Below are 16,158 nucleotides of genomic sequence, written 5' to 3'. Positions count from 1 at the left end.
GGGGCAGCCCTCAACTTTAACACAACATTATGGCAGCTTTTGATTTAGCGGAACACCCGCACCGCAGATATAACCCCCTCAACGGCGAATGGGTTTTGGTATCGCCACACCGGGCCAAGCGGCCCTGGCAGGGGCAGGAAGAGGACGTGCAGAAAGACGACCGCCCCGAATACGACCCAGGCTGTTACCTTTGCCCTACCAACGAGCGGGCCAACGGCGAGCACAACCCGGACTACAAATCCACTTACGCCTTCGATAACGACTTTGGCGCGCTGCAGCCCACCACACCGGCCGGTTCCTTCACGAAGGGCGGCCTGCTGCGTGCGGAAAGCGAGCGCGGCATCTGCAAAGTGATCTGTTTCTCGCCGCGCCACGACGTGACGCTGCCTGACATGGAGGTGGAGGACATCCGAAAAGTGGTGGACCTCTGGCAACAGGAGTATCTGGAACTGGGCATGCTCGACTTCATCAACCATGTGCAGATCTTCGAGAACAAAGGCGCGACCATGGGCTGCAGCAACCCGCACCCGCACGGCCAGATCTGGGCACAGAGTTCCATACCCGGCGGACCGGCAAAAGAAACCGCACAGCAGGCCGCTTATTTCGAAGCGAATGGCCGCAGCCTGCTGGAGGATTACCTGGCGATAGAGCTGGAAGAGAAAACCCGCATTGTATACGAGAACCCGTTTTTTGTGGCGCTGGTGCCGTTCTGGGCGGTATGGCCTTTCGAGACGATGATTCTGCCACGGCGGCACATGCAGCACCTAGGCCAGATGGACGAAGCGGAGAAAAATGCCTTCGCCGATGCCATCAAGCACCTGACGATGGTGTATGACAAGGTGTTCAAGGTGTCGTTCCCGTATTCGTCCGGCATTCACCAAAGCCCGACCGATGGGCAGGAGCATCCCGGCTGGCACCTGCATATGCATTTTTTCCCGCCGCTGCTCCGCTCGGCCTCCGTGAAGAAGTTTATGGTGGGTTACGAATTAATGGGCGATCCGCAGCGCGACGTTACCCCGGAATCCAGTGCCGAGCGCCTGAGAAGCCTGATCTAGCCCTTTGCAACACAGGCTGTAATCAGGGTAGCGTACGCAGCTTCCGGTATGATAATGATATTTTTCTGATCAGAACCCCATGTGCCAGGCCTTCAAAGCCAGGTACATGGGGTTTTGCTATACCCGTTATCGGCTACGGATAGGGACCAGGAACAACGGGAAAAATAGAGGGGTATGGGCATGCGGATTCTCTGTGTTTATACACCGAAGTATAGGAGCATACAGATTTACTAATTTTGGCACACAAATTTGCGACATTATTTAGTACCTGGCCTCACATCGTTAAAGCTCCTAAGTAAGCCTCGAAAATAATAGCAATACTTTTTTGCTCTTTTTTTAAACATATTGTGCGTTATCTCCCTTAAATGAATACCTTTAGTGTAAGTGAGTTGTTACTCAATAAATTTTGACCACGCTCCAGAATTAGTTGTTTTTATAAATATAGTTCTTGAATTTTGCACAGTTACTCCAGGGTTTGACGGCTATTTCCGATAGCCGTTCATGCGTTGGTGGAGCGTAAGGGATAGATAGAGATACTTCCGATATGGTAGCAAGTGAACGTGAGTTGTGGTCGAACTTTATGCAAGGCAGCGAAGCTGACTTTACACTTTTATACCATAGGTTTGCTCCGGTGTTGCTCCGCTATGGCAACAGGGTGACCAAAGACCGGGAGATGGTGAAAGACAGCCTGCAGCAGGTGTTTTTTACGCTATGGAAAAGCAAGGCGAACCTGTCTACCCCGGCCAACGTCACCTACTATCTGCTAAAGGCTATGCGCTCCGAACTGCTGAAAAAGCTGAGCCGCCAGCCTGTGCACGAGGCCTTGCCAGAGGATTATTGTTTCGAGCTCGAAGCTTCTTACGAGGAAGACCTGATCACGGAACAAGGCTCCGAGCACACAAAAAAGCGCCTGAGCGCGGTTCTCGAGAAACTGCCATCCCGGCAGCGCGAGGTTGTTTTCCTGAAATATTACGCCAACCTGAAGTACGAGGAAATCGCCTCAATCATGGGTATTGCGCAGGAATCTGCCTATAAGCTAAACTATAAGGCCCTCGATAAACTGCAGCACCTGCTCAAGCGGGTGCTGGTGTGCGCGCTCCCGGTGCTATTCGCCTCCATATTTTAAAATCTCCCCTCCATGCCGCTTTCCGAAGTGGCGGTTTCCAGTCCCTTTGCTAAAAAAGTGTATAAATATTTCAGGGAGGAAGGGATAGTTTGCGCGCACCCTGTCTATTCTTAGTAGTGAGCGACTGCTCCATACAGTGAAACACCCAGTGCTATACCTAATTGCCAGATGAATTACCCGCTTGCAAGCGCCACAGACTTTGCCGCAGACACTTTTTTTATAACCTGGGTGATAGCCCCCACCCCCGAGAGCGATGCCTTTTGGGGGGAATGGCTGCAGCAGTACCCTTTCAAGCGCGAGACTGTGCTGGAAGCCAGGGAACTGGTGCTCCTCCTCTCCGAGGACGAATACCCGCTGGTGGAAACAGACACGGCGGCGGTATGGCAGCGACTACAACAGGAGATGCACACCGCGCAGCATGCCAACTCGGGCACGGTAGCCTATCGCTTTGGCCTCCAGCGGGGCATGCTGGTGGCGGCCTCAGTAGGGCTTTTGCTTTTAGTGGCTGGTCTATACCTCTTCATGGGGTTACGGACGGAGACAATGAAGCATGCCACGGCGTTCGGTGAGAAGCGCACGATCCTGCTGCCGGACAGCTCGGTGATGGTGCTAAACGCGAACTCATCCGTTACCTACCAAGCCTGGTCGGCCAATGAGCCGCGGCTCGTGCATCTGAGCGGTGAGGCCTATTTCTCGGTCACGCATCAGCGCAACCACCAGAAGTTTGTCGTCGAGACGCCAGACGGCTCGCAGGTAGAGGTGCTCGGCACTGAGTTTAACGTGACCGGCCGTGGCGAAGAAAACCGCGTGGTGCTGGCATCGGGCAAAGTGCGCCTCCGCTACGACGGCGAAAAGCACACTGCGCAACAGCTGATCATGCAGCCCGGCGACCTCGTGGAACTGGCGGGCACAGCCCGGCGCACCCTGACCCGAAAGCAGGTGCGTCCCGAGCTGTACACGGCCTGGAAGGATAACAGGGTGATATTTGAAGACACCCCGCTGCAGGAGATCGCCGCGATGCTGGAGGAGGTGTATGGTTACCAGGTAGTCATCGCGGACGCCTCGCTGGCAGACCAAAGGCTTACCGCCAACCTCGACAACAGGGGAGTGGAAAGCATCCTGGAGACAGTGTCGGAAACGCTGGGCACGGCCATTACAACACAGAACAACACAATCACAATACGTCTACCTAATAAATAACAATTTTTCTTATGCAAAATAAATATACCAGTAGGTTACGGGCCATCGGCCTTTCTGCTGCGTTGTGCGGCTTTAGCCTTCCAGGCATTGCCACGCATGTGTATGCTACTGACATCCAGCTGGAACTAGCTGCGAATGTCAGCAAGAGGGAACAGGGGTACACCAACAAATCGTTGAAGGCAGCGCTCACAGACTTGCGCAACAAGTTTGGCATTCAGTTCTCGTACAAGGCCGATGTGGCGCAAAACCTGCAGTTACGGGTACCTGTGTCGCTGGAGGGCGAGACCAGCGCAGAGGCTCTGCTGACGCGTATGCTCGTGCCAGCCGGCCTGAACTACAAGAAGGTGAACCAGGTGTACATCATCTACAAAGAGAACGCACAGCCTGCGGCAAAGCCTGCCAACGCCCCCGCCCCAGCCCGTATGGGCACAGGCGCGAAGGCGCAGGCAGATGTGACCGTGACCGGTAAAGTAACCGACAATTCTGGTGTGGCCTTGCCGGGCGTGACGGTGGTACTGCGCGGCACAACACGCGGCACAGCTACGGACGTTAGCGGCAACTTTACACTCGCGGTTCCGGAGACGGGCGCGGTGCTCGTGTTTTCTTACATCGGCTATTCTAACAAGGAAGTAGCCGTTGGAAACCAGCGAACGCTGAACGTAACACTCGGTGAGGACGCGAAAGCGCTGCAGGAAGTGGTTGTGGTGGGCTATGGTACCCAAAAGAAAAGCGACCTGACCGGTTCTGTTACCTCTGTAACGCAGGACGATTTCCAGCAGGGTAACATCACTAACCCGGAGCAGCTCATCACCGGTAAAGTAGCCGGTGTGCAGATTTCCTCGAACGGCGGCGCGCCGGGCTCTGGCAGCAGGATCCGTATCCGTGGCGGCTCCTCGCTGAACGCCAGCAACGACCCGCTGATCGTGATTGACGGCGTTCCGATTGACAACAGCTCTGTTGCTGGTTCCCCCAACCCGCTGTCGCTCATCAACCCGAACGACATTGAGTCTTTCAACATCCTGAAAGATGCCTCTGCCACGGCCATCTATGGTTCCAGGGCGTCTAACGGTGTAATTATCATCACCACGAAGAAAGGCAAGGCAGGAGACAAGATGAAAGTGAGCCTGAGCTCACTGGCTTCTATCTCTCAGTTGCGCAACCAGGTAGATGTGCTGCGCGGGGATGAGTTCCGTTCTGCAGTTCGCCAGTATGGCAACGATGAGACAATTCCGTTGCTCGGCGATGCCAATACTAACTGGCAGGAACTGATTTTCCGGGACGCCATCAGCCATGACCACAACCTGAGTGTGAGTGGGTCGCTTAAAAATATCCCATACCGCGTTTCCGTGGGTTATCTGGATCAGGATGGTATCCTGCTTACCTCTGAGTTGAAGCGTGCCTCTGCCAGCGTGAACCTGAACCCAACGTTTTTCCAGGATCACCTGAAGGTGAACCTCAACGTGAAAGGCATCAGCTCCAGAAGCCAGTTCGCCAATGAAGGCGTTATCGGCGCAGCCGTGGCTTTCGACCCAACCCAAAGCCCTTATGAGGACAACCTGTTCGGCGGTTATTTTGAATGGGTAAAAGCAGGCGGCGAAATCAATACCCAGGCGCCGCGCAACCCGCTCAGTACGTTAGAGCAGACAGACGACAAGAGCGATGTGAAAAGAAGCATCGGTAACCTGCAGCTCGACTACAAGTTCCATTTCATGCCGGAGCTGAAGGCGAATCTGAACCTTGGCTATGATGTGTCGGATAGCGAGGGCTCGGTGTTTTTGCCTGCCACGCTGGCATCTGTCTATACCCAGGGCGGAAGCGTCTCGCAGTATGCGCAGACAAAGACGAACAACCTGCTGGACTTTTACCTGAACTATGCCAAAGAGTATGAGGCCATCAAAAGCCGGGTAGACGTGACAGCGGGTTACTCATACCAGAAATTCAACGCTAAATCGCCGGCCTTTGCCACGTTTAACGTAGCTGGCGACACCGTTACGCGTGCGCCTATACCTGGTGAGACGAACAATGTGCTGGTCTCTTTCTTTGGAAGAGTGAACTATGCCTTCAACGACCGCTACCTGTTCACGGCCACTGTAAGAAGAGACGGTTCATCGCGCTTCAGCCCGGACAACCGCTGGGGCACGTTTCCGGCCCTGGCCCTGGCCTGGAGAATCGTGGAGGAGCCTTTCATGCAAAGCATTCCCGCAGTGTCTGACTTAAAGCTACGCGTAGGGTATGGTATCACGGGCCAGCAGGACATTGGGGGATACTACCCATACTTGGCGCGCTATGTGCCCAGCAACCAGGAAGCCAGCTACCAGTTCGGAGACAAGTTCTACACCACGCTTCGCCCGCAGGGATATGACGAGAACATCAAGTGGGAAGAAACGACGACCTACAATGCCGGTATCGACTTCGGTGTGCTGAACAACCGTATCTCCGGTAGCCTGGACTATTACTTCAAGAAGACTGAGGACCTGCTCGCCATCATACCGGTGCCAGCTGGCTCTAATCTCACCAACAGACTCTATACCAACGTGGGAAGCATCGAGAACAGCGGTCTGGAGGCTGTTCTGAACTTCAATGCCGTGAACACGGAGAAGTTTAACTGGGATATCGGCTTGAACGCTACTTACAACATCAATGAGATCACTAGCCTGAGTAAGATCGAGGACAAGGATGCCGTGGGTATACCGGTAGGCGGCATTGGCGGTGGCGTGGGTAACACGATCCAGGTGCACACGGTTGGTTTCCCAACCTACGCATACTATCTGTACAAGCAGGTGTATGATGACAACGGCCGACCGATTGAGGGCTTGTATGCCGATCTGAATGGCGACGGCGAAATCACGGACCAGGACTTGTATCGCTACAAAAACCCGGAGCCGAAAGTGTTCCTTGGCCTGAGCTCGCAGTTCTCTTACGACAAGTGGAGCCTGGGCTTTGTGTTGCGCGGTGCGTTGGGTAGCTATGCCTACAACAACATCAAAGCGAACGCCTTCTACAACAACCTCGACTGGGAAGGTTACCTGCTCACGATCCCGAGTGTTGTTTCGGAGTTTGGCTTTGTGGGCCTTAACGACCCGAACCGTCAGTACTCAGACTACTTTGTGGAGAACGCTTCTTTCCTGCGCATGGACAACATCAACCTGGGGTATAACTTTGGCCGCATCATGAACGAAAAAGTGAACCTGCGCCTGACGGCCAGCGGACAGAATGTTTTCGTGATCACGAAGTACGATGGCCTGGACCCTGAGGTAACCGGCGGTATCGACAATAACTTTTATCCAAGACCAAGAATTATGTCGTTGGGTGTAAACCTTGACTTTTAATAATAGATGAAAATGAAAAAGAATTATATAGCAAGCATCATACTGTCGGGCATTCTTGGCCTGTCGGCTGTTTCTTGTACCGGAGATCTGGACCAGACCCCACCGTATGAGGTTACCTCAGCGTCGGTGTACAAAGACTTCAGCAACTACAAAGCGGTGCTGGCCAAGGTGTATGCCGGCTATGCCCTTACGGGTCAGGTAGGCCCTGCCGGCGACCCGGATATCACAGGCGGTGATGAGGGCTTCTCCTCATACCTGCGCCAGTACTGGCAGCTGCAGGAACTTCCGACGGACGAGGCGGTGATCGGGTGGGGTGATGCCGGTTTGCCGGACCTGCACGACATGGACTGGACACCGAACAACCAGTTCATCACAGCCATGTTTGCCCGTATCTACTATCAGGTGACGCTGTCGAATGAGTTTATCCGCGAGACCACAGATGCTAAACTGTCGGAGCGCGGCATCACGGGTGCAAACGCCGAGATGGCCCGGCTGTTTCATGCCGAGGCGCGCTATTTGCGGGCACTCAGTTACTACCATGCCCTCGACCTGTTTGGGAACGTGCCGTTCGTGACGGAAAATGACAAAGTGGGTTCTTTCTTCCCGGAGCAAATCTCCAGAGCTGAGCTGTTTAGTTACATAGAGTCGGAGTTGCTGGACGTGCAAGACGACCTGCAGGACCCAATGCAAAACGAGTATGCGCGTGCCGACAAGGCAGCCGCCTGGACGCTCCTGACCAAACTGTATCTGAACGCAGATGTATACGCCGGGCAGCCCAAGTATACCGAGGCCGTTACCTTTGCCAAGAAGGTGATAGATGCCGGGTATACCCTCGAGCCCGATTTCGGCAACCTGTTCCTGGCTGACAACAACAAGGCGAAAGGCATTATTTTCCCGATCACCTTCGACGGTCTCAGAACACAGACCTATGGCGGCACAACCTACCTGGTGCACGCTTCTGTGGGTGGTTCTATGAGCGCGCCCGCGTTCGGTATCGACGGCGGCTGGTCCGGGTTGCGCACCACGTCGGCCATCGTTAATCTGTATCCGGGCACTGACGGGGCTGTTGACGAGCGCGGCAGGTTCCATACCGATGGCCAATCAAAGGAAATCGAGGAGATAAGCCAGTTCTCAAGCGGCTATCCGCTGATTAAATACAAGAACGTGACCTCTACCGGTCAGGCAGGCGCGCATCCGGGCAAAGTGTTCGTTGACACGGACTACCCGATGTTCCGGTTGGCGGATGTATACCTGATGTATGCCGAGGCGGTGCTCCGTGGCGGAACAGGTGGCGACCGGGCAACAGCGCTTTCCCTGGTTAACGCGTTGCGCGTGCGGGCCTACAATGGCACGGCTGGCAATATCTCAGACGGCGACCTCACGTTGCGCTTCATCCTGGATGAGCGCGCCCGTGAACTCAGCTGGGAGGCACAGCGCAGAACAGACCTGATTCGTTACGGTCTGTTTACCGGAAGCGAGTATGTATGGCCTTGGAAAGGCGGGGTGCGTGCAGGCAAAGCAGTAGATGCTTACCGAACGCTGTACCCGATCCCGAGCGCTGACCTGATCGCGAATCCGAATCTGGTTCAGAACACAGGGTATTAATAGACAGGATATGCGGCGGTGCCTGATCGGGTGCCGCCGTTCCTTCACTTTTTTAATGTATCTATATGAAAATCTGGTTAAATAAATTATCGCTGCTCTGCCTGATGTCGCTGGTCCTGGTGTCTTGCGAAAAGGATGAGGAGCAGGTTAACGTTACCGTGGGGGGTGCCCCAACCATCACGGCCTCGGCTTCAGAGGTTGTGTTGGTGGAAGCGCAGGCGGAGGAAACCGCCCTCACTATCTCCTGGAATCCGATGGACCTGACCTGGTCTGACCCGTCGGTGAGCCACAGCGGTGCTGTGAATTACATCCTGCAGTTCGATACAGAGGGGGATAACTTTGCGAGCCCAGAGGAATTTGAGATTGGCAGCAGCCAAGAGAAAGCCTTCACCCACGGTGAGCTGAACGCACTTCTCAACCGCATGGAGTTAGAGCCAGGCAAGGCCAGCACGGTGCTGGTGCGCTTGTTCCCGCACCTTGGCGATAACCAAACGCCGGTATACTCCAACACCATCACCATGTCGCTGACGCCTTGGCTGGACAAGCCTAAGTTTGCGACAGTGTATATGGTAGGCGACGCCACGAAAAATGGATGGAACAACCCGGGCGGTACGCCCATGTTCCGCAGCGAGGCAAATCCGTTCCTGTTTACCTATACGGGTTACCTGAAAGCGGGCGCGCTGAAGTTTGTGCAGAAAGACGGCTTATGGGCCCCACAGTGGGGAAGCGATGGAACGGCAACAGGCGTTGCTTTCCGCGAAACCGAGCAAGACCCAGACCCGGGCACGTTTAGTGTGGCGGCTGACGGGTATTATACGGCTGCGCTAAACCTCCGCAACAATACCTTTACCCTGACACCATACAATGCTGCCGGGGCAACAGCGTATAGCTCTATCGGCCTTATCGGTCCGTTCACGGATTGGAGTAGCATCATCCCGATGGAAAACTCTACTTTTAACCCGCATTACTGGAGCCTGGAGCACACCTTCACGGAAGCAACGGAGATGAAGTTCCGTATTGCGGAAGACTGGAGCGTAAACTGGGGAGCAGGAGCAGACCAAGCAGCTATCTACGGCAAAGGCAGCCAGAACAGCGATAACATTAAAGTTGCCGCCGGCACCTACCGCATCATCTTCAACGACCTGACAGGCAACTACGTCCTGATCAAAAAGTAAGCTGCCCATACCTCCCGCCGTATTTGAGCGGCAATGGTTGGTAACCTACATTTTATTTAAAACACAAAAAGCTACCCTGGAAACGCTGGTTTCCGGGGTAGCTTTTTTTTTATGCTTAAACTTTCAATGGAAAAGTGCTCGCTATGGCTCTTACTGGCGCAAGCGTCCGCTTGTGCCTATCTCATACCAATATCAAATGATGAACGCATACAGCCTTGCCATTCATTAGTGCAATTCCCCTCTTGGGAGGGGTAGGGGTGGGTTGTTTTGCACAAACACTTTCACATGCGCAGAATCTATTTGAGAACGGTATCACAATGCAAATCCAACCTGACAGACACCGCCCAACATAGCAGCACAAGCGGACGCTTGCGCTAGTGTTTGTATACGGAAATGGTGGGGTATTTCGACCTACTTCAATACAAGCGCTTTTATACAAGCCGAATCCCACTCTGCGGGTATGAGGTTTCTATTCCGAACTTCGCTGGAATTTAGACTTGCTGTGCATGCGCTACCTTCTTCCGGAGCAGATTTTTCTCCGCTTCGGAGTTAGTCAGGGATATGGCTTTTTGCAGATGCGTCACCGCCTGTGCTGTGTCAGTAGCCAGGTATAGTTCTCCCAACAGACTATGGTAGAGGTATAGTTTTTCCCATTCTTTCGTGAAGCCCGACTGTGCTATTTCCTCAAAAGTCGCCCCTGGGCCTTTAAGTTTGAAAATAACGGCTAAACGGTTCAGGGCCACCATGGCGGTCGGGGTTACCTGCACTAGCAAATCGTAGTAAGCCAGGATGCGCTGCCAGTTCGTGTCGTTAAAGTCAATCGTTGTGCAGTGCTCGTAGGCGATGGCCGCTTCAATGTGATAGGAGCTGATGCTCTCGCCGAAAGCGGCTTTGTTGAGGTATGCGTTCCCCTCTCTGATTAGTTCGCGATCCCAGGTAGCCCTGTCCTGATGCGCCAGTAAGATGAGCTCGCCCTCGGGGCTGACACGGCTGTTGATCCTGGCAGCGTGCAGACACATCAGGGCCATGGCGGCATATACCTCCGGCAGCTGGGTATGGGGCGTGTCGCAGAGCAGTTTGCACAGGTACATGGCCTGCCCCAGCAGGTCCTTTCGGATCAGTTGGTCGGAAACGGTGGAGTTATACCCTTCGTTGAACAACAGGTAGATCGCCTTCAGCACGGCGTCTGTTCTTCCTTTCAGCTGGTCGGCTGCCGGAAATTCGGGCTTGATTTTTCGCTCCCGGTAAAACGCCTTGGTGCGGTAGAGGCGCTTCGAAATGGTGTCGTGGCTGGTCAGGAATGCCTTGGCTATCTCGTGGGTAGAGAAGCCGCAAAGCGTTTTCATGATCAGCGTGATCTGGCTCTCAACGGCGACCTCCGGATGGCAGCAGGCAAACATCATCCGCAGCAAGTCATCCCGGATCTCGTCTTCCTGCCATAGCTTTTCTATCTGGGTAGCCATGGTGTATTCAGATTGCAGCAGCTTCCTGTCGGTCGCTGAGAAATCCATGCGCGACGAGAACTTGTTGCGCCGGATGGCATCGATTGCCTTGTTCTTCGCGGCGTGCATCAGCCAGGCCGAGGGATTCTCCGGCAAACCCTTCAGGGCCCATACCTGTACGGCGGTAAGAAATACCTCCTGCACCACATCCTCGGAGAGTTCCAGGTTCTCTGTGCCGAAGACTTTTGTCAGGACGGCCACCATCTTACCGGCCTCGTGCCGAAAAAGGTGGTCAGAGATGGTATGGATATGCAGCTGGTCAGTGGTCAAGCGCGATACGGTTGTGTAAAGCAAAATAAGCGAAAAGCACCCTGCTTTCTGTATGATTTATACGCAAGGGCTTCGTTTTGCATGTAGCCCATGCTTCGCCAAATTAAAAATTAGAAATGAGTCCAATAACCGTTTCTATTCCTATAAAAACAAACGTAAATTCTGGTAATCAAATTGGTCTAGAAACAGGCAGTTTCCTATGCCTGCTCCAGGATCTGCTTCAGTTTCTTCAGGTCCTTTTTATTGGCCTGCTTCATCATGAAGCCCATCAGCGGGGCAAAGATTTTCGAGAAGCCGGAGGGCACGCCCCTGTTTCGCAGGGTCATTCGGGTGGTGTGCGCATCCAGGCTTTCCCAGGTATAGGTTGTCTCCATCGGAAACGGCCCCTCGCTGGTTGCCATCACCATGCTGGTATCCGTCAGGGTGCGAATGGTGTAGGTATAGGCCAGGCGCTTGCCCAGGAAATGGGCCACGAAGGCCACCTGGGCCCCCACGGTTAGTTCTTTCGCTGTCTTCCACTCCACAGATTTGATATTATCATACCAAAGGGGAGCATTGTCCGGGTTTGCTGCAAACCGAGACACCTTGCCTAAAGGGCAGCGTATCTCGGCGCAGGTAGTCACATCAACCAAGGCTGCTTACATTTTTAACTCATGCACTTCCCTTACTTCCACCATTCCGTTGTCGAACTCCAGTATGGGACATCCTTTGGCAATCGCAACCGCCTCGTCATACGTGTCGGCTTTGCACAGCAGGTAACCGCCCACCATCTCCTTGCCTTCCATAAACGGGCCGTCGGTCACTACTTTCTGGCTGCCGGTAATCACTCTGCCGTCAGGTTTTAGCGGCTGCGCACCGCCAAACTTTCCCTCTTCGGTTAGGGCGCCCATCCAGGCCATCCACTTTTGCATGTGCTGCTGCTGTTGCTCCGGCGATTGCTGCATCTCGCCGCTATCGCCTCCTCTGAATAATAAAAGATACTCTTTCATGGTTTTTGCTTTAAATGGTTCGAGTAAGGTTAGTATTTCATGGCCTCTTTGGTGAGGTACTTCTTCAGGAAAGCCATCTGGCCGATGTCATAGCTTTCGTGCTGTACCAGGAAGGCGAACGTGCCGGCGTTGGTAAAGTCGCCGATCGGGCTCTTTATCGGGCAATCGGCGGCAAGGTGCGCTTCGCTTGCGCTTTGCAGGGCCTCGGCCAGCAGAGCGGTTGCTTTCTGCCACTCAGCATTTACCTCCGCAAGGCTGGGGTAATCCTCTGCGGCATCGTATGGCCTGAAGTTATCGAACTTGCCATCATAAGGGTTGTGTTCAGCCGGTTTGCCCAACAGCATACTCATGTTGTAGCGCGCCCAAACGGTATGCGTCGCCAACCATATCAGGGGGTTGTTGTGGTCGCTGATGCGTTCGGTTGCCTGCTCTTCTGTAACACCCTCCAGGGAGTTGAGAAACAAGCGGCTGTTCATGTTCAGGATCAGTTCGGATTGATGGATAGCATTGGCCATTTTGATGTCGTTAGATAAATTAAGATAACTGTTTTATACCCTAATGACGGACAGCATCAGCAAATTTGGACCGAAGCCCCGCACTTTTTTCGAAAATTCTTTTTGTAATAGATCGATCTAACATAAGTGCATGTATAGCCGATGTTACGCAATAGAGCAGCACGGTTTAAAAAGCCCCCTTCAAAGAAAGACAAATGAGGGCATTCCGTAACAGCAGGTATAAATAATATTGACAAGGCTTTCGCAAAGCTGCCCTTGTTGCGTCTTTTGACAAACAAGTTGTTGGTGAGCACACACAACAACGGCAGGCTGCAGATTGCGTTCGCTCCGTGTTTCGATTAGATGCGAAAGTCCTGGTTGATGAAAAAATAAGCGGTTTTATACCAGCCCCCCTGCAACATCGCTATTTGGTATACGCCTGATTGCGCTGTCTCTTCCTAAGTTGCCTTGAGGAGCACGGCTGGGTATGGGCCAGCTTCATCGCACCTTCCGTGCAGGATTTGGACGGACCACCCACTGAAATAATCAGGGCAGGTATGGCTATTCAGCTACAGCCTTGTTACATTCGCTGTAACCCAACCCAAGCGCGCAGACGCGGGTATAGCAGGGGATTGCACGAAAGCCCAAACATAGAAACATGCTGAAAATAGGAATCATTGGCCTTGGCGACATTGCCGGCAAAGCATACCTGCCCGTGGTGAGCAGTCGCGCGGATGTGGAAGTGCACCTCCATACCCGAAACCCGGAAAAGCTCTCCCGCATTGGGGCTCAGTACCGGTTCCTGCACCTGCATCCAAGCCTGGCGTCGCTGCTGGAAAGCGGTATAAAGGGGGCCTTTGTGCATGGGGCCACCGAGGCGCACGCCGAACTGGTGGAGCAACTGCTGCGCCGCGGCATACACGTGTACGTCGACAAGCCTATCACCTACGACCTCGCCTCCACGAAGCAGCTGGTTACCCTTGCCGAAACGCAGGGCCTGGTGCTGATGGCGGGATTTAACCGGCGGTATGCCCCTGCGTACCAGCAACTCAGGAGCCTGGAAGCGCCCAATATGGTGCTGATGCAGAAAAACAGAGTGGCGCAACCCGCCCCGATCCGCACCTTTGTCTTCGACGATTTTATCCATGTGGCGGACACGCTGCGCTACCTTTTCCCATACCCCGTAGCGGAGCTTCTCGTGCGCGGGAAAGTAGAGGATGGGCTGCTTTATCACGTCACGGTGCAAATGACAGCCAGCAATGGGGCCACCGCCATCGGCATTATGAACCGTGACAGCGGCGCGTCGGAGGAACGGGTGGAGGTGATGAGCGCAGGCGAGAAACGCATGGCCTTGCAGGTTTCTGACCTGGTGATCCGGAAGGGGGGAGATGAGACGCGGCCCGGCACCAGCGATTGGGAGCCGATGCTGCACAAACGCGGCTTCGAGCAGATCGTAGAGGATTTCATCCAGGCTGTGAAGACAGGGCAAACCCCTCACGTTTCGGCTGCTGACGCGCTGTTGACCCATGAGCTCTGCGAGCGCATCGTCGGGCAGCTAGAGCGGCCATAAGGCGCAGATACTGGTGCCATTTGCCGCTGTGCGGTGCGTATCCTTGTCCTGCTTTTGCGTATAGGGAGTAGTTTATACCACTTCATACCGATAGCGCAATGCAGGACACAAACGATTTAACGCGCTTGGCTAGGGTACTTTACTAGGTACATAAGGAGGTGGCTGCACTCTCGAGTATTAAGTAAATGTGGAAGGGCACTCTGTTATGATATACAACCGTATATGCAATAACCACAACAGCCGCACTGGAGTTGAGCGGCTGTTGTTCAAAAGATCACGTGTTCTATACCGATTTTATTGATATGGTATAATTTCTGTCGTAGTATTGATATTACATTTAAATGTCTTAACTAATAAAACAGCTGGAGAGCCGTCATTAGGCACTACTTTAAAAGACACTCGCAGGCCAACAAATCCCTCTGTAGAAGGTTCCTGATCTGATTTATATCCTGCTATCAATCCAACAGCGTACATTTTGTCTCCGATCGTTTCTATCTGCCCAGAGGTTATCTCTCCAGAATTTAGCAAAATCATTTCATATCTAACATTTTGTATGGAGGCAATTTTAAGAATTTCAGGATTGTAAATGAGTTGAAAATTAGAAGGATTACTATATGTATTCGTATAATAACTTCCATTTAAATCATAACCACCGCCCCACTCGGTCTTTTTAGCATAATGTAAAATCTTTTGCTGTACAGTAGGTCTTCCTGATATGTAAAATATACCAGGAATTTTATTATAAGTGTTCTGATACCTCGAATCGCCATACCCAGGGAGTGGCAATGCAAAATTATCTAAACCCGAACTTGACTGCACTGTCCCTGTGTAAGTCATAGTGGCTTTAAGTTTCATAGTTGCTATATTTGCCGTATTATCCTTCTTCTTCGTGAAGATACCACTCAGAATATTTGTTGCAATTCCTGATACACCATTTGTTAGGGCTTTAGACAATCCCGCTTTGATTGCGTCAGTAAACCATGATCCTGAGCCTCCTCCCGATCCACCATTTTCAACTACTGTAGGACCTGTAATCTGTACACCGCTATTAGATTTATTTGTGAAATTGGAGCTTAAACTCAAGTTAATACCTGGCGATGACACTGAAGGCACCTTACCTTCAAGAGCTCCACGACCATTAATTTCTAATTTTGAAATGTTAACTGAATTTATGCGCCAATTCATTGAAAAATTACTGTAGTTACCAGATGCAATGCTTGGGTCATAAGGCACTTCATATTCAAAAGCATACCACGCTCTGCCGCTAAATTGTGCTTCTTCTGTTCTAGATGCAAAAGGTGATTTAACATTGAAGTCTACAACTTCTTGGTCAGAGAAGTTGAGTAAAGGAGAATTTCCTGCTGCAGGCCCTTCTTTTCTCAATGTACTCACCATATAGCTACTCTCTTGCAAACCAGGATCTGATAAGTAATAAAGGCGCATCACTCCTCTATACTTATTGTATAGTATAAAGTATAGATCGTTCTCGATTCTATTAGAGCTGAATGTACTGTAAAGTAATTCCCATCCGTCTTCTTTTTTATAATCAAAGCGTATATCAAACGGAATGTAACTGGTGGTGACCTCCCATGGTACTCTAGGAGCATCATTGTTAGGCCATGGCATATAATCAATATTTTCCCAGTCTAAGGAGTATGAGGGAATGGCATATAAAGTCCTTGACGTAGCCAAGGGAGCTGCAGAACCCGGTGCCATTACCTCTTCTTCTTGACAAGCTGATGCTCCACCTAACAGTAGGAAGCCGATTAACATGTAATAAATTTTCTTCATAATATTGAGTTAAGTATGTAATAAGATCCATCAATTTGATTAGATATTAATT

12 protein-coding genes are annotated in these 16,158 nt (G+C 52.3%); 7 read left to right on the top strand and 5 right to left on the bottom strand.

Going from position 1 to position 16,158, the window contains the following annotated elements:
* The first annotated feature begins 29 nt into the window (after positions 1 to 29).
* From MKJ04_RS05320 to MKJ04_RS05295, 6 genes are all read left to right on the top strand, one after another.
* A complete protein-coding gene (locus tag MKJ04_RS05320) occupies positions 30 to 1,055 on the top strand; it encodes a UDP-glucose--hexose-1-phosphate uridylyltransferase (RefSeq protein ID WP_241639967.1) in 1,026 nt (341 codons plus the stop codon).
* Between the two features lie 544 nt (positions 1,056 to 1,599).
* Entirely contained in the window at positions 1,600 to 2,181 is a 582-nt protein-coding gene (locus tag MKJ04_RS05315; RefSeq protein ID WP_241639965.1) for an RNA polymerase sigma factor, read from the top strand.
* A gap of 168 nt (positions 2,182 to 2,349) precedes the next feature.
* The gene (locus tag MKJ04_RS05310) at positions 2,350 to 3,381 is read left to right on the top strand and encodes a FecR family protein (RefSeq protein ID WP_241639963.1); all 1,032 of its coding nucleotides are present in this window, start codon (positions 2,350 to 2,352) and stop codon (positions 3,379 to 3,381) included.
* 11 nt (positions 3,382 to 3,392) lie between these two features.
* Positions 3,393 to 6,710 carry a SusC/RagA family TonB-linked outer membrane protein gene (locus tag MKJ04_RS05305; protein ID WP_241639961.1) on the top strand — a complete coding sequence of 1,106 codons (3,318 nt, stop codon included), beginning with the start codon at positions 3,393 to 3,395 and terminating at the stop codon, positions 6,708 to 6,710.
* A 12-nt stretch (positions 6,711 to 6,722) separates the two neighbouring features.
* Complete coding sequence (locus MKJ04_RS05300) at positions 6,723 to 8,315, top strand: RagB/SusD family nutrient uptake outer membrane protein (RefSeq protein WP_241639959.1); 1,593 nt, start codon at positions 6,723 to 6,725, stop codon at positions 8,313 to 8,315.
* Positions 8,316 to 8,380: 65 nt separating this feature from the next.
* Complete coding sequence (locus MKJ04_RS05295; protein ID WP_241639957.1) at positions 8,381 to 9,490, top strand: SusE domain-containing protein; 1,110 nt, start codon at positions 8,381 to 8,383, stop codon at positions 9,488 to 9,490.
* A gap of 491 nt (positions 9,491 to 9,981) precedes the next feature.
* Here the strand turns inward: MKJ04_RS05295 and MKJ04_RS05290 are convergent, their stop codons facing one another.
* The 4 genes from MKJ04_RS05290 to MKJ04_RS05275 all read right to left on the bottom strand — a co-directional run bounded on the left by MKJ04_RS05290 (position 9,982) and on the right by MKJ04_RS05275 (position 12,766).
* The gene (locus MKJ04_RS05290; protein ID WP_241639956.1) at positions 9,982 to 11,262 is read right to left on the bottom strand and encodes an RNA polymerase sigma factor; all 1,281 of its coding nucleotides are present in this window, start codon (positions 11,260 to 11,262) and stop codon (positions 9,982 to 9,984) included.
* 197 nt (positions 11,263 to 11,459) lie between these two features.
* Positions 11,460 to 11,885 (bottom strand): SRPBCC family protein, encoded by a 426-nt coding sequence (locus MKJ04_RS05285; RefSeq protein ID WP_317246706.1) that lies wholly within the window; start codon positions 11,883 to 11,885, stop codon positions 11,460 to 11,462.
* 15 nt (positions 11,886 to 11,900) lie between these two features.
* Positions 11,901 to 12,251: a YciI family protein gene (locus tag MKJ04_RS05280; protein WP_241639955.1), complete on the bottom strand. Its 351-nt coding sequence runs from the start codon at positions 12,249 to 12,251 to the stop codon at positions 11,901 to 11,903.
* A gap of 29 nt (positions 12,252 to 12,280) precedes the next feature.
* Positions 12,281 to 12,766 carry a DinB family protein gene (locus tag MKJ04_RS05275; protein ID WP_241639954.1) on the bottom strand — a complete coding sequence of 162 codons (486 nt, stop codon included), beginning with the start codon at positions 12,764 to 12,766 and terminating at the stop codon, positions 12,281 to 12,283.
* A gap of 637 nt (positions 12,767 to 13,403) precedes the next feature.
* Here MKJ04_RS05275 and MKJ04_RS05270 point away from each other — a divergent pair.
* On the top strand, positions 13,404 to 14,315 hold the full coding sequence (locus tag MKJ04_RS05270) for a Gfo/Idh/MocA family protein (RefSeq protein ID WP_241639953.1): 912 nt from the start codon (positions 13,404 to 13,406) through the stop codon (positions 14,313 to 14,315).
* A 294-nt stretch (positions 14,316 to 14,609) separates the two neighbouring features.
* Here MKJ04_RS05270 and MKJ04_RS05265 read toward each other — a convergent pair whose 3' ends face one another.
* Positions 14,610 to 16,106, bottom strand: coding sequence for a hypothetical protein (locus MKJ04_RS05265; RefSeq protein WP_241639952.1), 1,497 nt, complete (start codon positions 16,104 to 16,106; stop codon positions 14,610 to 14,612).
* Positions 16,107 to 16,158: the final 52 nt, after the last annotated feature.

This window comes from Pontibacter sp. E15-1, from assembly GCF_022601975.1.
Taxonomy (GTDB): Bacteria; Bacteroidota; Bacteroidia; order Cytophagales; family Hymenobacteraceae; genus Pontibacter.
Note: the sequence above shows the minus strand (reverse complement) of the source record. Positions and strands in the feature narration are given on the sequence as shown.

Bases quoted from the DNA above. Each gene is read 5' to 3' on its own strand.
- MKJ04_RS05295 (WP_241639957.1), top strand. From the start codon at position 8,381: ATGAAAATCTGGTTAAATAAATTATCGCTGCTCTGCCTGATGTCGCTG.
- MKJ04_RS05280 (WP_241639955.1), bottom strand. From the start codon at position 12,251: ATGAAAGAGTATCTTTTATTATTCAGAGGAGGCGATAGCGGCGAGATG.
- MKJ04_RS05315 (WP_241639965.1), top strand. From the start codon at position 1,600: ATGGTAGCAAGTGAACGTGAGTTGTGGTCGAACTTTATGCAAGGCAGC.
- MKJ04_RS05310 (WP_241639963.1), top strand. From the start codon at position 2,350: ATGAATTACCCGCTTGCAAGCGCCACAGACTTTGCCGCAGACACTTTT.
- MKJ04_RS05300 (WP_241639959.1), top strand. From the start codon at position 6,723: ATGAAAAAGAATTATATAGCAAGCATCATACTGTCGGGCATTCTTGGC.
- MKJ04_RS05320 (WP_241639967.1), top strand. From the start codon at position 30: ATGGCAGCTTTTGATTTAGCGGAACACCCGCACCGCAGATATAACCCC.
- MKJ04_RS05270 (WP_241639953.1), top strand. From the start codon at position 13,404: ATGCTGAAAATAGGAATCATTGGCCTTGGCGACATTGCCGGCAAAGCA.
- MKJ04_RS05305 (WP_241639961.1), top strand. From the start codon at position 3,393: ATGCAAAATAAATATACCAGTAGGTTACGGGCCATCGGCCTTTCTGCT.
- MKJ04_RS05275 (WP_241639954.1), bottom strand. From the start codon at position 12,766: ATGGCCAATGCTATCCATCAATCCGAACTGATCCTGAACATGAACAGC.
- MKJ04_RS05265 (WP_241639952.1), bottom strand. From the start codon at position 16,106: ATGAAGAAAATTTATTACATGTTAATCGGCTTCCTACTGTTAGGTGGA.